We start from the raw sequence: 20,924 nt of genomic DNA on the forward strand, positions 1-20,924 counted from the left end.
CTCCAGCCGCTGTTGTTATCAGGAAATTCTTTATTGTATACGTTTTTCAGCGGTCATTTCCTGATAACAAAGGCGGCCGCTATCGCTCTTCCGAGGGACACCTCACCTTCTTCCACTATCCATTGCTGAAAACAAAAGTGACTTTCAATCTGACCGCAGGGACAAAAAGCCCCTCCGAAAGCTTATTTATTACTAAGCCGCTCGACTTCCTGCTTCATTTTATCGCTGTACTGCTTCGCATCCACGTTACCGGCGAGCAGCGCCGTTCCCGTCTTGCACATCACATCCCACATACCGTTAGGCAAATAGACGCGGTCAAAGTAAGGGAACACCCGAATATCGGCGTATTTGTTGTAATACTCGGTAAACTCATGCTTCGCTTCGACCCCTTTTAGTCCGGGAGGAAGCTTCGTCGCGTTGGCGATCTTGGTCATATTCTCCGGCTTCGCGAAATAAGCGATCAGCTTCTTCGCATCGTCCAGATGCTTGCCGTCCTTCCACGCTCCCATCGTATAGCGCTCGCCGCCCGAGAAGTTCGGTGCATCTCCCGGTACCATCGAGGGAACGGGCATAAAGCCTATTTTCAGGTCGGCTTTAATCTTATGAACCTCATCGGCGAAGGATGGCCCTTGCAGGGTGAAGGCTACCTTACCTTGAGAAAACTGCTGGGGAAGGTCGCTGTATTTGGCCGTCAGCACATCTTTGTTGATGTAGCCTTTTTTCTGCATTTCCAGGAATTTGTCCGGGAGCGGCTTCCACTTGTTCCAGTCGAACTTTTTGTCGAGCAGGTTCTGCGCTTCGTTATCCTTAGGGCTAATCAACAAGGAAGTGGCGAAATAATCGAAATATTGCCCGATCATCCAATCGTCGATTCCCGAGAAATAGAAGGGCGTCACCTCGCCTTTGCTCTCGGTTTTCAATTTTTCAGCCGCAGCCATCAGCTCGTCGAACGTTTTGGGCGGTTCGATGTTGTATTTTTTCAGGAGATCCGCATTATACGTCAAGCCGTCCTTGGCTTCGCTCAGCACCAGCGCGTGAACCTTGCCGCTTTTGTCCGTCACGACATCCTTGATGGTATTCGTCAGCTGGGACGCCCAAGGCTGGTCCTTCAAATCGGCCAAATATTTGCCGTAACGGATAATGGCCCAGCCGTGAGTATCGAATACATCGGGCAAATCGTTCGCGGCCATTTTGACCTTCAAAATGTTTTCGTACTCCGTGCCGGGGAACTGCAAATCGACATCGACCTTTCCGTTCTCCCTGGCAAAATCGCTTGCGATCTGCTTGTAAACCTCTTGAATCGGCTTGTCGTTGACGGTCGAATAGACGGTGATTCTTGTCTTGTCTCCGCTTCCGGCAGGAGAGCTGCTCTTGCCCGTATCCGCCGTCGGCGCAGGTGCCGCCGTCTTCTCCGCGGCCGTTCCCCCTTGCCTTTGCGAGCATCCCGCTAAAGCGATAGAGCATGTCAAAACCAACATTGCTGAGCTCCACAGTTTCTTGTTCATGAATTGGCCTCCCTTATCGTTTCCATGCTTTGGGTATAACAGGTCTTCCCCTGCTGCATTGACCAATTGAAGTCATTATCATTTCCCGGGTAGTTGTAGCAGTTGTCTTTTCGAAATTGATCTTAACATAAATGAACACGCTTACATATGATGCAATTCTACAATAGAAGCGCTCATTTATTAACTGGCAGCTGGTCATCCGTCCGCAGCCCTTGTACCTGACCGGAGAAGATAAGCCTTCCGCCTTCAGTAGGCGGATTCCGATTCCCCAGACAAAATCCCCACGCAAGGATTCAGATACTTTGTGGGGAAACCGGGAATTTATAATTGCAAATTATAAAAAGCCCATCCTCTTATGAGAATGAGCTCCACTCGCTTATCCATGTCCTGCTTCCATTTTAATCCGCCGTACCTTTTCCTCGCGCTCCGCCTCCGTTAGACGAGGGCAGGTATAGCAATAGCCATGATCCGTATCCGTCTTGTAGGCCAGGCAGCATACCGGCTTGATGCGCATTTGTTCCCCGGGAACTCTCGGATTCTCCATCATCCGGAACCGGATATCGAACGGGCTGCGGGAGCGTCCGAATAGTGCCGGATCAAGTCCGTGCAGAAGCGTGTCCATGTCCTGCTTTAACCGGACGAGCGATTCTTCGGAATGGGCTTCCTTGTACCAGCGGTCCATCGCATAGTGCATTCGGGTGATCATAGTCGCCCATAGAATACCGGCAGAGATGGAAACGGTCCCGGCAAGGCTTTCTAGCAAAGGCTTGACCTGCTGGCCATAAAACTGGATCATCGCCTCTTTCGACCGATCGTTCCGGTTCGGCCACGTGAGCGGTTCCCCCCGCCACTCCTTCATCCGGAAAGCCAATGCGATCCTGCGGCCGTTGTCGTAAATCTGTACTTCCATATTGTCCAATGAAAAATCGGGGATAAAGGAATCATGCCATAGGGAATATTGGAAAGCCGCACATACCCCGCCGAACCAGCTGGCAAAATAGGCAGCCGCCACATCGGGCTCCAGCGCCTTGAGCAGCGGAGCATAGGTTTGGATGAATGCGCTCGCTCCCTGTCTTCTGCTCAGGCAAGAAAGCGATGCGCCGAACAGCGTACCAGGCTGATCTTCCAAGACCACAAAAAACTGATTTTCATAATACGCCGTATCCACAACCTCTGAAGCTCCCTCCTAATGGTAACCACACACATCTTCCGCATAGGTCTATTAGTGAAAACGATTCTCATTTTCATAATAAACAGGATGCCATCCCCTGTCAAATTTATACGATTCGGGTTCTTCCATAAAAATACATGATTGCCTAAGACTAGTCAACGAAACTTATCGTGAACTATGACACACTTTCTATTATGCAGGGAACCCCGAATTTGTAAAAAAAGATGACCCGCTGATCGCGAGTCATCCTTTTTGTCACTATTAACCGAGTGTTTTATCCCCTTTTTTCCAGTTGGCCGGGCACATGCCGCCGGATTGTAGCGCTTCAAGAATCCGCAGCGTTTCCTCTACGCTTCTGCCGACGTTCATATCAGTTACCACCTGGTAGCGCAGGATTCCATCCGGGTCGATAATGAACAGTCCCCGATGAGCAGCGCCTGTTGCGTCATCTAGAACGCCATAAGCCTTCGCGGTCTCCTTCTTGAAATCCGAGGCTATCGGATAGCTGATCGGTCCGATCCCCTGTTGATCACGCGGCGTGTTGATCCAAGCACGGTGGGTATAGATGCTGTCTACGGAAATCCCTATGACCTCGCAATCCAGCTCCTGAAACTTGTCATAATGGTCGCTGAAGGCAATAATCTCCGTCGGGCACACATAAGTGAAGTCGAACGGCCAGAAGAAGACCATAACCCAGCGGCCGCGGTATTGTTCCAGGGATACGTGCTCTTCTAACGTCTCCAGATTGATGGTGGAAGGAAGATGAAACGATGGTGCTTTCAGTCCGATTTTTACCGTTTGTTCTGCATTAGTAGTTGTTGTTGTCATAATGAATGTCCTCCTAGTGGTTTTTATTTAATTAACTAATGGTCAAATATCTGCTTGACGATGGTGTCATTGCTGCGCCAGTGCTTTTTTGATACGGGTCGGATTAAGGCCGAGAATTCTCGTCTCTCCGATCACCGTGACGGGAATCGAGCTCATCCCCATGGCTTCCAGCTCATCGCGGTAAGCTTCATTCACATCAATGTTTCGCTCTTCAAACGCAATTTGCTGCTCCGTTAAATATTTTTTCAGCTGGCTGCAGTAGGTGCAGGTTGTGCTGGAATAAACAATGACCGGTGTAGTTGTTGTAGACATGGGCAGTTCCTCCTTGGATTGTAGAAATGATTTTATTTGTACTGTGGAATCAGCTGTGCTCTGCGATGGATGAATTTATCCACCGCCATGGCGGCAATAGCGCCGTCAGCTGCGGCGACGACCGCCTGCTTCACCGGCGAACGGCGAACCTCTCCGGCTCCGAATACTCCGGGAACGGGCGACTGCATGGATTCATCCAGGATCATAAAGCCGTTCTCGTCGAGTGGAACCTGATCCTGCAAAAAGTCGGTGCCGGGCTTGCTGCCCGATAAGAAGACGAAGACTCCATCCACCTGGAGCTGCTGCTCTTCGCCGTTCGGGGTTTTCACCCGCAGTCCCTCCACATGGTGCTCGCCGACGATCTCCAAAGGCCTTGTCCGAAAATACAGCTCGGCCTTATCCAGCGGCGGAAGCGTCTCGGCTCCCTGCAGCTCATTGCGGGGCACGACAAAGTGAATTTTCGAGACCAGCTTGTTCAAGGCCAGTACCTCATCCAGCGCTTCCTCGGAATCGCCGATCACGGCGATTTCCTTACCTTCGAAGAAGGCGCCGTCGCAGGTGGCGCAGGTGCTTACCCCGCGGCCGAGCAGCTTCTCCTCCCCCGGAAGCATCCGGTTGCGCCCTTTGGAGCCGGTAGCGACGATTACGGCTTTGGCCTCGAACATGCCGTCTGCCGTAAACACAAGCTTCGACTCCCCTTCCAGATCCACGGCGGTAATCGTCGTCTGCTTGAACTCCGCCCCGAAGCCTCGGGCCTGGCCGCGAATGCGATCCAGCAGCTCCTTCCCGCTAAGCTCCTCGGTAACGCCGGGATAGTTCGCGATCTTATGAGTCAGCGCCAAGGCTCCGGTATTCGGGGCTTTGTCCAGCACCAGAGTGGATAAATGACCTCTTGCCGTATACAAAGCCGCCGTTGCGCCTGCCGGCCCTCCTCCGATAATGATGACATCGTACATATAAACCCTCCTTGCTGATCGTTCTGTTTATATTTAAACTTAAACTAAATCTAAAAATCTTATATCTGAATATTACCACGGCAAACCCAATGGATCATGAAGGTTTGATTAAACTCTCGTGAAGATTTCATGAAGCAGCCCCTTACATGCGGAAAGGTGGGTTTAGCGACGAATCGCCAAACCCACCTTTCTTACTTATATCCTATTAATCAGCCAGCCGGTACCCGACCCCGCGAACCGTTTCAATGTAGGTCGGTGCCTTTGGATTGTCCTTCAGCTTTTGCCGCAGACTTTTGACATGGACGTCCACCGTATTGCTGCCTCCGAAATATTGATCGCCCCAGACGCGGTCCATCAGCTCCTGTCTGGACAATACGGCGCCATTGGTATCGAGCAATGCCTTCAGCAGATCAAACTCGGTCTTGGTCAAATCGACGCGGGAGGCCCCGAGATATACGGCCATTCGTTTGTAATCCACGAGGAGCTCCTTATGCTGCACTTGATCGCCCCGCTCCTCCGGTACCCTTCCTTCGCCGAGCAGCTTGGATTGAATCCGCTCGAGAATCGCCTCGGTGCTCGCGGAAGACCAGACAACAGCATCTTCGTAAGATGAAAAGCCCGGCTCCACCAGCCGCTCCGTTCCTTTGACGAGCAGAAGAGCCGGCGACGACACCGTATTCGGGCGCGGCTTCGGCACAAGCGCATCGTAAGTTGCATCTACAATCAGGAGATCAATCGGCAGCGCCGCGAGCGAGTGCTCATCCAGATGATGAAAGACCAGTACATCATAGCACTTGGCTGTCAGCTCTCTCACCAATTCGTGCAAGGCATGAGGAAACGGGCTGATAATGACAATGGTATGCGTGGTGGAGCAAAACGCTCCGATGGGCTGCTCATCCCGGGACGTATCTATTGCCACATTCGTCCATTCGCTTACTTCTCTTTGCTGCTGCATGAAGGGCACACTCCTTTCAGCAAAATATGTTCATCCTCCACTATATAACCGGTCTCTTCCGCTACGGCTTTCGACCATTCGGCCGGAACGTGCGTAAAGACTTCATCCACTTTGCCACAAACCCGGCAAACGATGTGCTGATGATCCTCTGTCCGTGCATCGTATCGGCTTGCGTCTCCTTCGAGCTTCAGCTCCCGAATCAGCCCTTCCTCCGTCAAATAGCGCAAGGAATTGTAGGTGGTTGCATAGGCAAATTGATGCCCGCGCTTGTTCAACCGTTCAATAATTTCTGCAGCGGTAGGGTGATCGGTGCTTTCCATCACAATTTCATAGATTGCTTTCCGCTGAGGTGTCAGCTGTCCTTTTCTGCTCATTGTGATTCCCCCGGTATTTTTTTATTATATTTAGATTAATTCTAATCTTAAACTTAGTCTAAGTCAATATCCCTTTCACTTCATACGAAACATAATTCGCCAGGACTCCACAAATCAAACAAGAGCAGCGCTTGTCCAGCCTGCCCTTGTGCCGCCTGACATCGTCAGGAGGTCTTTCCTTATTCTTATAATTTCCCGTCTGCTTTATCAGGGATTCCTCTGACGGCCAAGACAAAGGGATTAGCGGTCATACTTGCGGATCAGATCCGCCAATGCTTCACGGAATAAAATGGACTCCTTCTTCTTCAGCTTCTCGGCCAGCGTCTTCAGCTGCCGAACCATCGTCGCCGGATAATAGCAGGTCTTCATCACCATCTCCTCATTAGGAGGCAGCGCAACCTGGTTTCTCCCCGATTCCTTCGCCGACATAAGCGCCGCATTGGCCGCCCGCATCAACCCGTTCATATCCTTGGCATCCCGCGGGTATTGAGCCACTCCTACCGTTACACTAATTTCCTGTGCCTGCTCGTCCGCCGGCAGTTGAAACCGTTCGTTCGAGGCTTGTACGGCCGCCCGAACCGACTCCATCTTCAAAAAGCCCTGTTCCAGGCTGAAATCGGCCAGCACTACCGCAAATTCATCCCCGGAGACGCGAAACACCGCTTGCTCCGAGGTCTGTTCCTTAAGGATATCCGCGATCGTTTTCAATACATGGTCCCCGGTATCATGACCGAACAGCCGGTTGATGTCCAAAAAATGGTCCACATCAATAAGAGCCAGAGCGACTCCTTCACATTCCTGAGACGTCTCCTTCAGCTGAAGCTCCAATGCCTCCCGGTTGCGTAAACCAGTCATTTCGTCTATTCTTCCCTTCATATATAAACATCCTTATATCAATATATATAATACTATATATATAATTTTATATAAGAAAAAAATGGAAATGTCAACAACCCTTTCTGCTAAAAAGCTGGCACTCATCGTTGACAATTTTAATTGATATACATATAATTGTTATAACAACAATTGAATAAAAGAAGATCTTAAGGTAATTTCACATTTTGTGAGATTACCTTTACTTGCTGTGCGTTGCTATTCGGTCCATGAATAACCTCATGCGCATCAGACACAATAATAAATGAAGAAGGAAGCGATACTCTCATATGCAGAATCAGACAGCAAAGCAAGAAGCTCCTTTGTGGAGCCGCAATTTTATAACGATTTGTATCAGCAGTTTTTTTGTATATATGACCTTTTATATTTTGGCGGTGACCCTTCCGACCTTTGTTCTGGAGCATCTGCAAGGAAGCGGCCAGCAAATCGGCCTGGTCACTACTGTGTTCATCATTAGTGCTGTTATTTTCCGCCCACTGACGGGGAAATGGCTGGACGAGCTGGACAAGAAGAAAATCATTCTCTTCTCGCTCATCCTGTTCGCCGTTTGCAGCATATTGCATCTTGTCGTAACTAACTTTTATGTTCTCTTACTGCTAAGATTTATTCACGGGATCGGCTTCGGCATCGCCGCTACAGCCACATCCGCGGTAGTGATTCACATCATTCCCGCGCATCGCAGAGGCGAAGGGATCGGCTATTTCAGTCTGTTTATGAGCCTGGCCATGGTCATCGGTCCCTTCCTCGGACTGACGCTGATGACAAAAGCCAGCTTCCACGTTCTGTTCATCGCCTGTTTCGTTCTTTCTCTTCTGGCTTTCCTATGCGGGGCAATAACCAAGCTTCCCGATACTCCGGCACCGGCCCAAACCGCGGGCACGTCCTGGAACTGGAAAAGATTTATCGAGCCTAAGGCAATTCCGATTTCGTTAGCAGGCTGTGTACTGGCGTTTTCTTACGGGGCTATCTCCACCTTCATTTCCGTCTACGCCAAATCGATCGGCCTGGAGCAGGTAGCCAGCTATTTCTTCATGGTGTTCGCCGCAATGATTCTTATATCCAGACCCTTTACCGGCAGACTGTTCGACCGCAAAGGCGAGCATGTGCTTGTCTATCCCGGCATCGTCCTGTTCGTCGTCGGCATGCTCTGGCTGAGCCAAGCGAATACGGCCTTCATCTTCCTGCTGACCGGAGGCATTATTGGGCTCGGCTTCGGCGCACTGCTGCCAAGCTTTCAGGCTATTGCCGTCAAATCGGCTCCAAGCCACCGAAGCGGTCTGGCCACCGGCACATATTTCGTCTTTTTCGATTCCGGGTATGGGCTCGGTTCCTATATTCTCGGTCTTATTGCCGCCAAAACCAATTATCACGTCATGTACCTTGTCGGGGGCATCGTCGTCGCCTTTACCGTCATTCTCTATTACGGCCTTCATCACAAAAAACAAAAGGTCCAAACGGCATCACGTCTTTCATAATGCAAAAACAGGCTGCATGGAATTCCAAGCGAATTCTTTTGCGGCCTGTTTTTCTCTCTGGGTGGTCTTTAGCGAAACTGCTCGATGATAAAGGTGCGGAACAGCTCGGCCGAAGGAGATAATGTCCGGTCTTCAACCCAAGCGAGACCAATCTCCCTTTTGCACAAGGGTTCGGTCACATGCAGCCGTTTGATTTTGCTCGAATCGATCCCGGTAAAGAAAGGAATCAAGGTAATGCCAAGACCGGATGAGACCAGCACCGAGACTGTCGCCACATCGTCCCCCTCGAACTTGATCTTGGGAGCAAAGCCCGCCAAGCTGCACAGCCGGTCGGTTAACGTACGCATCCCGTAGCCTCTTTTGAACGTTATGAAGGGCTCCCCGGCAAGCTCCTCTAGACGGAGCGAGGTTCGAGAAGCAAGCCGGTGATTCGAAGGAACGTAGACGAACAGTTCTTCCTCGATCAATTTATGCCAAATAAGCCCTTTATCATTGTCCAGCAGACCTACTATGCTGAGATCTACCTCGCTATGCATCAATTGCTTATGAATGATGGTGGTAGGGCTCTGATGCAGCAAAAATTCCACTTGCGGATACACCCGATTGAATCGGCTGATCAGCTCCGGCAAAATGCTCAATCCGAACGTCATTACGAACGATAAGGAAACGGAGCCGGTATAGGGGTCCTTCATCTGGTGCAGCTCCTGAACCCCATCCTGGATTTCCTGCAGAGCGCGGTCAACCCGTCTTAGAAACTGCTTGCCGTAGGAGTTCAGCTGAACGGATCGGCCGATACGGTCGAACAAAGCGACGCCAAGCTCCTCCTCAAGGTGAGTGATCGATCGGCTAAGGGCAGGCTGCGAGATAGCCAGCTGCTCCGCCGCTTTGGTAAAATGCTCCGTCTTCGCTACAACGCGAAAGTATTCTAGCTGCTGCCACTCCATCCCGCGCACCACTGTCCTTTCATAACAAAAATGCATTATTTCTATATCAATAATAAATTGGACGTTATCAGCTGACAAGGAGTAGACTTAGTAATCATCAATAACAGTCAGACGGTATAAAGGGGAGAGAATGATGCCATATATAGAAATCGGAAGCGGCGCCTACCGGCGCACCTTATTTAGCATGCTGTTGGGAAGCCTGGTTACTTTCGCGATATTGTACAGCCCGCAAACCTTGATCGGCACCTTCGCAGAGGAATTTCATGTATCGCCTTCCACGGCCAGCTTCGTAATCTCTTTTTCGACGGTTACTCTTGCGGTCGCCATGCTGTTCGTCTCGGTATGCTCCAATGCCTGGGGGAGAAAAGGAGTGATGGGCGTCTCTTTATTCGCCACGTCCGTGCTTGCCATTATTTCCTCCTTCACCCACAGCTTTCATTGGCTGCTGGCGCTGCGGCTTCTCGAAGGCATCAGCCTTGCGGGCTTTCCGGCTATTGCCATGACTTATTTGAACGAAGAAATTTCGCCGGGAAGCATCGGCAGAGTCATGGGAGTCTATGTCGGGGGTACGGCAGTCGGAGGCTTTGCAGGACGGATTATCGTCAGCGCCTTGACAGACTTGTTCTCCTGGCATACGGCGCTATTGGCACTCGGGATTTTCAGTCTCCTATGCAGCGTCTGCTTCTGGATGTACCTGCCGAAATCGCAGCATTTTCAGCCGGTCAGCATCTCCTTCAAGCATGCAATTCATGGCTTCAAAAGCGGCTTAGCCGATAAAAAGCTGCTCGTGCTGTACCTGGTCGGTTTCCTGCTTTTGGGGGCCTACGTTACCCTATTCAATTATTTAGGCTATCCACTATCCCAGGCTCCTTATGATTTGAGCCAAACCGTCATTGGATTTCTATTCATCTTCCAGCTGGTCGGCTCCTGGAGTTCCTTCCTGTTCGGCAAGCTGGCCGACAAGCATTCCCGTGCAGGGCTGATCGGTCTAGGCATCGCCTTGTCGGTTATCGGGGCGCTGCTGACGCTGTACGGCAGCCTTGTACTTATGATCGCGGGTCTGATCTTGTTCGCGTTCGGATTTTTTGCCGGGCATACGGTAGCCAGCGGATGGATCGGAAGAATAGCTCCAGCACCCAGCAAGGCCTACGCCTCTTCGTTGTACCTGTTGTTCTATTACACAGGCTCCAGCCTCGTCGGCTGGTCCGGCGGCTTCTTCCTCGCCTCCTTCCATTGGGGCGGAGTCATCGCCTTCATCTGCGCGCTGCTTGTTCTTACAGCTGTCTTGGTCCTGCAGCTTATTCGGCGTCCTGTGGCTCCACAAGGGGCTCGAATGGGAAAATAGCATCTTAACGCCCTGACGGAATGCTGTCTTTGATCTATCGGCATTCAAGACGTTCAATTTGCCGTGGAGCCGTTCCAGGATTCAATTCCATTCCATTCGCCGGCCGCGGGTCCTGCACTCTTTTCGATACGAGTCCTCCCAATCTAACACGAGTATTATGCCCTTTCGACGTGCGATTCCCACACGTAAAAAAGAAGAGCCGCGCGGAATATCCGTGTGGCTCCAGGTTGTGGAATTCCCTATCATACCGAAAAATGTGTTGTCTGATAATAAAGTTGTTGAATTTATAATAAAGTCTTTTAAATTTGATAATAAAGTTGTTTAAAAAAACGGCTATCGTCGTTAAGCTAACGGGACACGATAACTCAACAAACCGTCTTTTAGGCGTTCCGCCGAAATACCTAAGATTATCTCATAGAACTCGACGAGACAATAATGATGCGTACAGAAGCAAAATTCACGGGATGCCATCCTTCCTATAATAAGTGATGCAATACCGTAACATATTATTTGGGCCAAAATATTATTCCCTTTACTTAAACGATGATCGAGGCGTATAATCCGTTAAGACATCGGAGTGAGAAGAGGGAAATTGATTATGAACAACGGGTTGGTCAATGCTATTATCGCGTATATCATGTGGGGGGTTCTCCCACTTTATTGGAGGTTGTTTAACGATGTGCCGGCAGGCGAGATTCTGTCACATCGGGTTGTCTGGTCGTTCGTCTTCATGGGTATTCTCGTCACCGTCCAGCGTCGCTGGGGTGACATGAAGCGGATTGCGGCTAGCCGCTCGCTCCTGCTGTCGCTCACCGCTAGCGGACTGCTGGTCGCTGCTAATTGGCTCATCTTCATCTGGGCTGTCAACAACGACCATGTCGTCGAGACAAGTCTCGGTTATTATTTGAACCCGTTGCTGAACGTGCTGCTTGCGGTTGTCTTCCTTCGTGAGAAGCCAAACCGTGGCCAATGGCTCGCGATTGCCATCGCTAGCGCCGCGGTGCTCATCATCGCCATCGACTACGGACGGTTCCCATGGATCTCAATCTCACTGGCCGCGACGTTTGGCTTGTACGGCCTCGTGAAGAAGAAGATCGGACAAGACGCTTCTGTAGGCTTGCTGTCGGAGACGGCTGTAGTCCTGCCTGTTTCGCTCGGCTACTGGATCTATTTGGCCACCGTGGGAAAGACGACGGCATGGACGCTACCTGTATCCACGTTTGTAGAACTGCTTCTTTCCGGCGTGGTAACAGCACTACCGCTGCTTTTCTTTGCGCGAGCGGCCGCCCGGATGGCGCTGTCCACGCTCGGCTTCGTACAATACATCGGGCCGACGATCATGCTGTTACTGAGCGTATTCGTGTTCAAAGAATCGGTCTCGCCGGTTCTTCTCATCGGCTTCGCGCTCATCTGGACAGCGCTTGTCGTATACGCTGCGGCATCAGTTCGCGGCACGAAACTCACGAAGGCGCGCTGACGACAAACACGTCCAGCCACCCGGTACCGTCATAACAGCCATTTCCGTCCGCTAGGGAGGAGATGGCTGTTTTCTGTATGGAGTTAAGCTAACGGGTACGTTAGTACAAAAAAGCAACACACTTCGAACTATATTAAAAAATCTAAAGCTTTGGAGAACTATCGATGAAAAAAATTCTTCTGATAATACTTTTTATAGGAATATTAGTTGGTGCTCTATATCATGATAAACAGTCAAGGTACGCAAATGTATCTGCTTTTCCAATAGCGGACGATATTGATTCAATTGAAATAAATATAGGTGGTCCTCCGACTACAGAAAACAGCTAATGATCAGTTTATTTCAATGGGTGGTGGCCCGAGTGAACTGGTCATGAAAACAAAATACGGAAAGACCCTTAGAATTGTAGATGCGGTTGGATCAGTATCTGTAAAAGTACCGAACGGTGGGATGATCACCTCAGTTTCAATATCAGATCAAGTGACAGTAGTGTATCAAGATAACAATGCCGGTGAGGATTAAATGCTCTATAGTTATTGCCTATAACTAGAGTAAAAAATATATATTGGTTCAACATCCTTTTATTGGATATAATTTCATCAATTAATAATTGTAATTCCAGAAAGGGGGGTAGAATGCCATGATAACTCACTTCTCAGAGCTTCAGTTAAATACAGTTTCAGTGCAAGGTGTTAAACAATTCTATCATGATCAATTACGCTTTCCTATTCTTTTCGAATCAGATAATGAAATATGTTTCCAGCCGACTGAATACTTTACATTGTCTTTTAAAGAAGGCGTAGAACCTCTAGCTCCAGTTCATTTTGCTTTCGAAGTTCCTTATTCTGAATTTGAAAACGTGGTGAATTGGCTCCAAAGTGCAGGGGGTATTACCCTTTTAAAATGGTCGGATGGTAGAATTATTGACGATTTCGAAACTGGAATGAATGTTTACTTCCGAGATGGAGATGGCAATTTATTAGAAATTATTACTCATTATTACATCAAAGAAGGAATACTTCCTCCTTGTGGCGAGTTAAAAATATTGTATCTTAGGGAAATTGGATTTCCGGTTGATAGCGTAATTGATTTCAGGGAGTTGTTAGTTAATATTTTAAATTTTAAACTTGATAAGGTATCTGACAACTTTACTTTTGCTATTGGCGGAACATCACATGCGGTTATTCCTTCGAAAAAGCGAAAGTGGATTCCAATTGCAATGACTGCTTTACCACCGACAATGAATGTAGTATTTGGGGTAGGTAGTTCAGAATTTATTGATAAGGTCAAAACAAACCTATCTGCAAAAGGCATACATTTTGATGAAAATAATGAAGATGGTCGACTTCATTTCAGAATAAATGAGTACAGCTTTTATTTAAGATTTACTAACTTTCCTAAAGAAGCACCTACGCTTTTAAATCTACCTTATTCAAGATTACAATTTTAAAGTTACTTAACTAAAGGAGACGGTACGTAGTAGTCGCCTTTAAAATGGCTCGATTTTGCTTCATTGAACTAACGGCCAGGATAGTTGAATGATTTCGCGAATAACTTAAGTCATGACGAATTTACGAAGTTCGCAAAAAAGACGTTAGCCGAAAGAAGTTCTTAGTTTAGGAGGAGTCTATATGATATTAGAAAAAGTTATAAATAGAATTGTAATACAAAGTGAATATAAGGATTTTGTTGATAAGTATATAGATAATATACTTACCGAATTTAAAGGTAAGATTCATAGCATTTATATGTGTGGCTCGATTCCAAAAGGAACTGCTAAACCTTTTAAGTCAGATGCAGACTTTACTATTGTATGTGTAAATCCCAAAGATATTGATTACGAAAGATTGTCAAATATTAAAGACAGTCTTTTGGAAGAATATCCATTAGTAACTAAGATTGATACGACAATTTGCTCGATTGACGATGTATTAAGTAAACCAAATGAGTGGGGTTTTTGGGTAAAGATAATTTGTGTTTGCATATATGGTCATGACGTTGGTGAAAAAGTACCACCGATAATTATTTCTCCAGAGTTCATTTTAGACTTAAATACAGAGACCAAGAAGGAAGTAGATCGTAGACATAGTTTACTTTCTAATGCTAGTGATAACACAATGAAAAATAGATATATTAAAGGTTACTCTAAGAGATTAATTCGTGCATTATACTCTTTGGTTTTAGAAGATACAGGTGTATGGCAAGATGACATTATTATGATGAAGAATGCCATATTAAACTATTGTGAGATTGACTCCGCTTTAGTTGATTATCTGTATGCTTGTTACTTGGATAGTAATAATGTACTTGTTGAAGAGTTTCTGGGAATTGCAGATGAAGTATATAGCTATTTTGAGAACGCCTTAAATGCAATGGCTGCTTCCAGAACTTCCTTCGACTAACAACATATTGACGCTTCGGGTCACTCTGAGAAGCGAGTGACCTCATCCAGCCCCCTAAGCCCGTCGGGACGTCACTGATTAGGTGTTCGGCAAGCCTCACAACTATAAGCAGCGACTCTAATTAAAACATAAGACTATTGAACTAACGGGTATGGGAGATGAGGTGTCCCCTTGCTTACGAAGTAAGTTTTCCTTTGGAAAACTCTTAAGCGTTCGCCTTTGTTTTCGGGAAATCCCCGCTAGAAGCGAATTCTAATCCAAATTTCCCGAAAACAACAGCGGCCGGAGGGGAATACCTACCCCATCGGGGACCGATGCTATTTTTCCAATTACCTGCAGGTTGCTCAACAACCTAAAGAGACACACGGAGCACCGCGTGTCTCTTCTTTCCTTTATAACCTAAATGTTCAATGCTTCTAACAGCTTATAGATCATAGCAGTGGATTCCGCTCTTGTAGCGCCAGCGCTTGGGCGGAAGGTTTGGTCCTCGTACCCGTTCAGAATACCGGATACCGCAGAAGCCTTCACGGAGGCTTGCGCCCAATCCGGGATAATGGAGGCGTCTTTAAAGGAAATGGCATTGGCCTCGCCGCCTTGGTATCCGTTTGCGCTAAGCGCTCTGGACATCATAACCGCCATTTCCGCCCGGGTAATGGTTTGGTCCGCCTTGAACAGCAGGCGGCCGTTCTCTTCATAACCGTTGATAAGGCCCACTTGAACTGCGGCCGCGATGCTTCCCTTGGCCCAGGATGGGATTTGGTTATCATCCGCGAAGGAAGTGGAAGCCGCCGTCATCTGAAGCCCCATGGCTTCGGCGATCATTTTGGCGAATTGAGCCCGCGTCACCGTCTGCTCTGGACGGAACTTCCCGTCCTCAAAGCCTTGAATGACATTCATTCCAGTCAACCGTTCCGTATAAGGAGCGGCCCAATGTCCGGACAGGTCCGGGAACACTGCAGGCTTGTACTCCAGCACGGCAAACTTCGTGAAATGCTTGACATTGACCGTTATACTGCCGTCCGGATTGACGATCCCTCCAAGATAAATCCAGCGCTTCTGCGTCTCGTTGTAGTAATACACAGCCGGCTTGCTTCCAGGTGCGATAGAATCCGCCTTATAGAACATCTTGATTTCCACAGGCTTCGTAAAGGTATGGCCTGTCGTACTCGTCAGCTCGACCGCTTGGCTTACCGCCTTCAACGAACCGAAAGACGGAATTTGAGCGGTAGGAAGCAGTACAGCCTGAATTTTGCCGTCTTCCTTCACGGCACCGGATGGTATCTTAAATTGAAGCACATCCTTGATGCCGCCTTCCGCCCCTCGAGCCGCGGTGACAGCCACTTGGGAAGAGGAAGCCTCCGTTCCTTGGTTCGTATTATTCCCGTTCGTTGAGTTGTTCGAAGTATCGGTCAGAGTCGAGCTTCCGCCGCCGGAACCATGATGGCTGCTGTTTCCATGCGGTGCCACGACGTTCACCGTTCTCGTCACTTCTGCGGCCGCATTCCCGGCCAGATCGGTTGCGTTATAATGCAGCGTATAAGTCCCAATCGTCTTGGTGTCCACGGTTCCGGTTATCGCAACCTCGCCCGCTATGCCTGCATGATCCGCTGCTTCAGCTCCTTGCTCGTTGTATGGCGTACCGATAAGCATAGTCATGCTCGGGCTTCCTTTTAGAGTAATCACAGGAGCCGTACGATCAATGCTCACAGCAAGCGGTAACTCGGCCGTATGGCCTAACGAATCCTTCGCCCGGAATTGCAGTGTATGCTCTCCTTCACCGGAAACCTCCACTTTGCTTTGGCTGTTGTAAGCCAGATACGCGCCACCATCTGTAGATAGCTCTAATGAAACCGTCGAGCCCGGAACATACACATTCGCGTAGACGCTGGCCGTTACGTTTTGATTCGTCCAGGCTCCGTTCGCATAAGGGCTGCCGTCAGACGTCTTCATCGTCCAGCTCAGCTGCAGCGGAGTAATGCTGGCATCTCCCTTCAATGTAACGGAGAAGGCTTTCACATCCACGGCATTTCCCCGTTTGATCGTTGCCGTTAACGTAAGATCCGTATCCTTATTGGGATGGAACACCATCTTCCCGTTATCGTCCATATAGACCGGATTAGAGCTTTTCCAGGTAATCACGGTTCCCTGCTCCCCTGCGGCCGGCAGCTTCAAATCATTCTCTACGGCACTGGTGTCCCCCAGAGTCAGAGCGTTTTTCGCCAGAGCGACCGCTTCCGCATCGGTATACGCCAATGCCTTAACGGTAACTTCGAATGTTTTGATCTCGCTAGTTGTGCCGCGGGATACCGTGGCCTTCAATGTTACCTTCGCATCAGGCTTACCTGCAGCGGGACGGGTAACGATTCCTTTATCGTTAGCAATAGATATGACAGCAGGATTCAAGCTTTCCCATTGAACCGTGGCACCATGCTGGCCTTGCGCGGGCAGCCCGATATCCGCCGTTACGCCGCTCATATCGCCCAAATCCAGAGCTGATACCGTATCATTAACGGCCTGCTGATCCGTATACGGCTCTACGTTCACGAAAATCGGATTAGAATAAAACCATAAATCACTATAATTCCGTTTATTGATTTCCGCAAAGCGGGTCGCATTATCGGCTATGTCGGTCTTCGGATCGATCAGCGGCTCCCCGTTGCTCGTTTCTCCCGCCACATCAACGCCCAGATTCGTGCCGCGCAGCCTGAAGTATTGATTTTTGCCGGCAGCTCCGAGGTTATAAGTAATGACGTTGTAGCCCTCGGCATCCTTCGTCCAATCGCTGCTCGTAAAGCGCTGGAGCACTTGGGTCGATTCATTCGTATCCTTGGCATATTCCGGAGTTCCAGGTGCGGCATAGCCCGTTACATCGCCTGCAATCAGATCCACATGGTCCACCTGCACAGGGTCCCCGTTGTTATTTTTGTCCGGGCTTTTGAAACGAATGGTCAGCATGAGAGGGTCCCCTTCCTTCACAGAAAGCTCCTCGCCCATTTCTTTCTTGGTCCCGTTGGCATCGATATGATAATCCAGCGCGTTAATCAAATCGCCGAATGCGGAGAACGATTTTCCTGAGCGCATGCCTTCCAGCACCGCCTGCATATCACTGCCGTTTACCCACGTATAGTTTTTAGAATATTCCCCGGGCTTGTAACCGCTGGAGTATTTATTGTCGTCACTGATATCGAAATGATAATCGGAGTTCGAAAAATTCCAGAATCTCCTTCCTTCCCCAAGTAGCGCGTCCCATACTCCGCCGACCTTGGCAATCATATAATCCGCTCCGCCGTAGGTCCGGTTTTTGGGAGTCGTCAGGTTAAGTCCTCCCCGGTCAGGCTCCATCTGGTTTCCGGGCATTCCTTCCATCCCGAAGAAGGTCTCCGGTGCTATATTGTTGAAGTCGCGGATATCCGATATTTTATATACCGTCCCTCCGGAATTTGTTTTCCGTGAAGGGTGATTCAATAAAGCGTAGCTGTTTTTCGGAAAATTCCCCTTAATCCAGCTCAAGCCCGTTCTTGCATCCTGGCTTGTCGTATAGGCTCTGCTGTAGGTCGCCTTCCAGACGGCAACATCGGCCGGATCAAACAGGCTTTCGTCACGGTTCGTGAACAAATATTCGAACTCGCTTGCCGCTTTTAATGATTGATCGGGGCTGTCCGCCAAAATGCCTATCCCGATATGATCATAGGTAGGCATGTCCCACTCAAACCCGGAGAAAATAATTTTATCTTTATATTTATTCGCGTCCTGCAGCTGCTTGATTTTCGGCACCTGATACAAAGCCATGCCCTTGGAAAAAGGAATCGGTCCTCCCGGAACCGGATTGCCTTCATCGTCCCGGCCTGACATTCTCAAGTGATCGGCAAGCGCAATCCAGTCCATCCCATACTGTTCAAAGGCATTATCCAGCACCGTTTGCAGCGATCGCTGGGCATCATCGGATTCATACGTGTGAACGTGATATTCTCCTGCCATCCATCTTCCGCCGCCCGCATCCGTCTGACCCACATCCGGAGCGGCCCCGTATACGGCTGCTGCAGGCATGCTTTGACTCAAAAGGGAAACCGTAAGTGTCAGCAGCGATAGGTTTCGAATTGATTTTCTCGATTTCAATGAAGTCTAGCCTCCCAAATAGTAAGATTACTGAGAAAAAATCACAAACCATTACTGCATCACTTAAAAGCTGCACAGCACTAATGCAAACGTTCAGCACAAATAACCGCTATGCCGCGTCGTATCCCGCAAACATCGGCCGCTTTCTCTGTCTATGCCTCATGGGTTGCAATCAACACGTATAAAGTAACACAACTAGGGGGTGCTGTATATTAGGTACGAGCAAAAAATACAAAACCTTTACAATCCCGTCTCAAATTCGCCTTAGCTGCAACCAAGCCATGCATGTTCCCTTCCGATCTATGTACAAAAAAAACGCAACCCGCGTCATCGCAGATTGCGTTTGTTTCCCAGGTTCACTTTTTTACAGCGTCAAGCCGCCGTCTACCAGCACGATAGAGCCTGTCATGTAGCTCGATTCGGGAGAAGCCAGGAAGGCTACCATGCCCGCGATCTCTTCCGGCTGTGCGAAGCGGCCCATTCTCATATTCGAGACTTCCTCAGGCACATAGCCGGTCTGCTGCATCGTCACAGGCACACTATCCGTCAGAGCGGTTTTCACTCCTCCCGGACAAATCGCGTTCACACGGATTCCTTTCTTCACGTATTCCAAAGCGGCCGATTTCGTCAACCCGATCACCGCATGCTTGCTGGCGGAATAGACGCCCGCGCTGTGCTCACTGCGAATTCCTGCCGTGGAGGCCGTATTGATGATGGTTCCGCTGCCTTGGCTCTCCATCACTTTCAGAACATATTTCAGCCCGAGGAAGACTCCTTTGACGTTGACCGCCAGGATACGGTCGAATTCAGCCTCGTCGGTGTCCGAAAGCATCGAGAACTTTTGAATGATTCCTGCATTATTGAAAAATATATCAATCCGGCCGTAGGTCTTGACGGCTTCATTCACATAATATTGTACATCCTCACTCTTCGCTACGTTGGCCTGAACGAAGATCCCTTCTCCGCCTTGCTCCTGCACAAGCTTTAACGTCTCTTCTCCGGCTTCCTTGTTGTAATCGACCAATACCACCTTGGCTCCGTTCTGAGCGAGCTTCAAGCTGCTGGCTCTTCCTATACCGCTTCCTGCACCGGTAATTACAGCAATGGGGTTCGTAACTGCAGTTGTCATGTTGTTCCATCTCCTTAGCAGTATGGGTGTTCTATCCTTAGCGGATAGGGAAAATCGGGATAATGATAGTATTACTACCTATATGATAGTGTTACTATCATTACAATATTGATTATATCACTAGCCATTATTCTTTTCAATCCGTCCCCCTTCTTTCCATGCAAGAAAAAGCAGGTGAAGTTGACAACGATTGGTCATTTTGATAGCATGGCTATCAATTATGACATGACATGGTTGAGGAGTTGAACGTTAATGGACCCTAAGAGCAGATGGGAACAGGAGCGGCTTCAAGGCAAGCAGCAGCGACTCAGCAGCATTATCGCGTCTGCAGAACGTGTATTTCTGAGAAAAGGCTTCGAAAAGGCTACCATGCAGGACATCGCCAAAGAAGATAATGTGGGCATTGCCACCTTGTTTCGGTACTTTCCCAAGAAAGATAAATTGATCGTCGCCGTGGCCACCCGCCTTATGGAGTCTCAAGCGCCTGTATTCGAGGAAATAGCCGCAAGGCAGGAGAGCTGCCTCAGCAAGCTGGAGCGAGTGTTTGATCATTTCACGTCCTTCAGCCGCGAAACTCGCGGGGAGCGGACCAGGCTTCTTGAAGCCTTCCAGAGCTATGCCGCCCAATCGCCGGAGCCGCTGGAGGATATCGATAAATTCAACGCCGTATATCATCAGATCTCGGCGATCTATCACCGCATCATGGAAGAAGGAATACACGATGGCTCGATTCGTTCGGATATCTCCATTCCGGATACGTTATCGACGATGGCCAATGCATTCGGTATTTTCGCGCAGAAGCTGTCCCTGCAAAAAAACATCGCAATGCTGGAATCCGACATGGAGCCGGAAACCCAGCTGCTGGTGATGAAACAAATCTTTTTGGACTATTTGCGGGGGCCGGCCGGCGCCGCTAATACGCCACAATCCCAAAAATAGACCGTACCTGCTGTATAAAAGATAAGCTCCCCTTCAAGTAGACAGGCGACATAATAAAAGCCTGCTGCTCTAAGGGGAGCTTATCCCTACGCTGGTACGGTC

At 49.0% G+C, this 20,924-nt stretch carries 17 protein-coding genes; 6 read left to right on the forward strand and 11 right to left on the reverse strand.

Features of this window, described 5'->3' with window-relative positions; translation table 11 throughout:
* Positions 1-182: 182 nt before the first annotated feature.
* From B1728_RS26825 to B1728_RS26860, 8 genes are all read right to left on the reverse strand, one after another.
* Positions 183-1,505, reverse strand: coding sequence for an ABC transporter substrate-binding protein (locus B1728_RS26825; RefSeq protein ID WP_079913495.1), 1,323 nt, complete (start codon positions 1,503-1,505; stop codon positions 183-185).
* Positions 1,506-1,881: 376 nt separating this feature from the next.
* Positions 1,882-2,673, reverse strand: coding sequence for a (2Fe-2S)-binding protein (locus B1728_RS26830; protein WP_079913496.1), 792 nt, complete (start codon positions 2,671-2,673; stop codon positions 1,882-1,884).
* A gap of 264 nt (positions 2,674-2,937) precedes the next feature.
* Positions 2,938-3,504: a peroxiredoxin gene (locus tag B1728_RS26835; RefSeq protein WP_079913497.1), complete on the reverse strand. Its 567-nt coding sequence runs from the start codon at positions 3,502-3,504 to the stop codon at positions 2,938-2,940.
* A gap of 66 nt (positions 3,505-3,570) precedes the next feature.
* Positions 3,571-3,816: a glutaredoxin family protein gene (locus tag B1728_RS26840; protein ID WP_079913498.1), complete on the reverse strand. Its 246-nt coding sequence runs from the start codon at positions 3,814-3,816 to the stop codon at positions 3,571-3,573.
* A 32-nt stretch (positions 3,817-3,848) separates the two neighbouring features.
* Entirely contained in the window at positions 3,849-4,772 is a 924-nt protein-coding gene (locus B1728_RS26845; protein ID WP_079913499.1) for an NAD(P)/FAD-dependent oxidoreductase, read from the reverse strand.
* Positions 4,773-4,977: 205 nt separating this feature from the next.
* Positions 4,978-5,727 (reverse strand): winged helix-turn-helix transcriptional regulator, encoded by a 750-nt coding sequence (locus B1728_RS26850; RefSeq protein WP_079913500.1) that lies wholly within the window; start codon positions 5,725-5,727, stop codon positions 4,978-4,980.
* Entirely contained in the window at positions 5,706-6,101 is a 396-nt protein-coding gene (locus tag B1728_RS26855) for a Fur family transcriptional regulator (protein ID WP_079913501.1), read from the reverse strand. Before B1728_RS26855 ends, B1728_RS26850 begins: the two co-directional genes overlap by 22 nt.
* 240 nt (positions 6,102-6,341) lie before the next feature.
* Positions 6,342-6,977 (reverse strand): GGDEF domain-containing protein, encoded by a 636-nt coding sequence (locus tag B1728_RS26860; RefSeq protein ID WP_079913502.1) that lies wholly within the window; start codon positions 6,975-6,977, stop codon positions 6,342-6,344.
* Between the two features lie 287 nt (positions 6,978-7,264).
* On the opposite strand from B1728_RS26860, the gene B1728_RS26865 reads away from it, so the two are divergent.
* Positions 7,265-8,470: an MFS transporter gene (locus B1728_RS26865; protein ID WP_079913503.1), complete on the forward strand. Its 1,206-nt coding sequence runs from the start codon at positions 7,265-7,267 to the stop codon at positions 8,468-8,470.
* Between the two features lie 68 nt (positions 8,471-8,538).
* Here the strand turns inward: B1728_RS26865 and B1728_RS26870 are convergent, their stop codons facing one another.
* Positions 8,539-9,414 carry a LysR family transcriptional regulator gene (locus tag B1728_RS26870; RefSeq protein WP_179136226.1) on the reverse strand — a complete coding sequence of 292 codons (876 nt, stop codon included), beginning with the start codon at positions 9,412-9,414 and terminating at the stop codon, positions 8,539-8,541.
* A 133-nt stretch (positions 9,415-9,547) separates the two neighbouring features.
* Here B1728_RS26870 and B1728_RS26875 point away from each other — a divergent pair, with 133 nt between their 5' ends.
* The 4 genes from B1728_RS26875 (at position 9,548) to B1728_RS26890 (ending at position 14,638) form a co-directional block, all read left to right on the forward strand.
* Positions 9,548-10,759, forward strand: coding sequence for an MFS transporter (locus B1728_RS26875; protein ID WP_079913505.1), 1,212 nt, complete (start codon positions 9,548-9,550; stop codon positions 10,757-10,759).
* A gap of 598 nt (positions 10,760-11,357) precedes the next feature.
* On the forward strand, positions 11,358-12,236 hold the full coding sequence (gene rarD / locus B1728_RS26880) for an EamA family transporter RarD (protein ID WP_079913506.1): 879 nt from the start codon (positions 11,358-11,360) through the stop codon (positions 12,234-12,236).
* Between the two features lie 640 nt (positions 12,237-12,876).
* Positions 12,877-13,686: a VOC family protein gene (locus B1728_RS26885; RefSeq protein WP_079913507.1), complete on the forward strand. Its 810-nt coding sequence runs from the start codon at positions 12,877-12,879 to the stop codon at positions 13,684-13,686.
* A gap of 181 nt (positions 13,687-13,867) precedes the next feature.
* Positions 13,868-14,638, forward strand: a complete 771-nt coding sequence (locus B1728_RS26890) for a nucleotidyltransferase domain-containing protein (protein ID WP_079913508.1) — start codon at positions 13,868-13,870, stop codon at positions 14,636-14,638.
* 399 nt (positions 14,639-15,037) lie between these two features.
* Here B1728_RS26890 and B1728_RS26895 read toward each other — a convergent pair whose 3' ends face one another.
* Positions 15,038-18,754 carry an immunoglobulin-like domain-containing protein gene (locus B1728_RS26895; protein WP_079913509.1) on the reverse strand — a complete coding sequence of 1,239 codons (3,717 nt, stop codon included), beginning with the start codon at positions 18,752-18,754 and terminating at the stop codon, positions 15,038-15,040.
* 364 nt (positions 18,755-19,118) lie between these two features.
* On the reverse strand, positions 19,119-19,883 hold the full coding sequence (locus B1728_RS26900; protein WP_079913510.1) for an SDR family NAD(P)-dependent oxidoreductase: 765 nt from the start codon (positions 19,881-19,883) through the stop codon (positions 19,119-19,121).
* A 252-nt stretch (positions 19,884-20,135) separates the two neighbouring features.
* On the opposite strand from B1728_RS26900, the gene B1728_RS26905 reads away from it, so the two are divergent.
* Positions 20,136-20,822: a TetR/AcrR family transcriptional regulator gene (locus tag B1728_RS26905; protein ID WP_079913511.1), complete on the forward strand. Its 687-nt coding sequence runs from the start codon at positions 20,136-20,138 to the stop codon at positions 20,820-20,822.
* Positions 20,823-20,924 lie beyond the last annotated feature (102 nt).

The sequence above is a fragment of the Paenibacillus sp. 32352 genome (assembly GCF_002042965.1).
GTDB classification, from domain to species: Bacteria; Bacillota; Bacilli; order Paenibacillales; family NBRC-103111; genus Paenibacillus_S; species Paenibacillus_S vulneris.

What these genes read in the sequence shown, in the direction of transcription:
- B1728_RS26900 (WP_079913510.1), bottom strand. Translation starts at nt 19,883, where the DNA reads ATGACAACTGCAGTTACGAACCCCATTGCTGTAATTACCGGTGCAGGA.
- B1728_RS26835 (WP_079913497.1), bottom strand. Translation starts at nt 3,504, where the DNA reads ATGACAACAACAACTACTAATGCAGAACAAACGGTAAAAATCGGACTG.
- B1728_RS26870 (WP_179136226.1), bottom strand. Translation starts at nt 9,414, where the DNA reads ATGGAGTGGCAGCAGCTAGAATACTTTCGCGTTGTAGCGAAGACGGAG.
- B1728_RS26850 (WP_079913500.1), bottom strand. Translation starts at nt 5,727, where the DNA reads ATGCAGCAGCAAAGAGAAGTAAGCGAATGGACGAATGTGGCAATAGAT.
- B1728_RS26865 (WP_079913503.1), top strand. Translation starts at nt 7,265, where the DNA reads ATGCAGAATCAGACAGCAAAGCAAGAAGCTCCTTTGTGGAGCCGCAAT.
- B1728_RS26825 (WP_079913495.1), bottom strand. Translation starts at nt 1,505, where the DNA reads ATGAACAAGAAACTGTGGAGCTCAGCAATGTTGGTTTTGACATGCTCT.
- B1728_RS26905 (WP_079913511.1), top strand. Translation starts at nt 20,136, where the DNA reads ATGGACCCTAAGAGCAGATGGGAACAGGAGCGGCTTCAAGGCAAGCAG.
- B1728_RS26840 (WP_079913498.1), bottom strand. Translation starts at nt 3,816, where the DNA reads ATGTCTACAACAACTACACCGGTCATTGTTTATTCCAGCACAACCTGC.
- B1728_RS26890 (WP_079913508.1), top strand. Translation starts at nt 13,868, where the DNA reads ATGATATTAGAAAAAGTTATAAATAGAATTGTAATACAAAGTGAATAT.
- B1728_RS26845 (WP_079913499.1), bottom strand. Translation starts at nt 4,772, where the DNA reads ATGTACGATGTCATCATTATCGGAGGAGGGCCGGCAGGCGCAACGGCG.
- B1728_RS26860 (WP_079913502.1), bottom strand. Translation starts at nt 6,977, where the DNA reads ATGAAGGGAAGAATAGACGAAATGACTGGTTTACGCAACCGGGAGGCA.
- rarD (WP_079913506.1), top strand. Translation starts at nt 11,358, where the DNA reads ATGAACAACGGGTTGGTCAATGCTATTATCGCGTATATCATGTGGGGG.
- B1728_RS26855 (WP_079913501.1), bottom strand. Translation starts at nt 6,101, where the DNA reads ATGAGCAGAAAAGGACAGCTGACACCTCAGCGGAAAGCAATCTATGAA.
- B1728_RS26885 (WP_079913507.1), top strand. Translation starts at nt 12,877, where the DNA reads ATGATAACTCACTTCTCAGAGCTTCAGTTAAATACAGTTTCAGTGCAA.
- B1728_RS26875 (WP_079913505.1), top strand. Translation starts at nt 9,548, where the DNA reads ATGCCATATATAGAAATCGGAAGCGGCGCCTACCGGCGCACCTTATTT.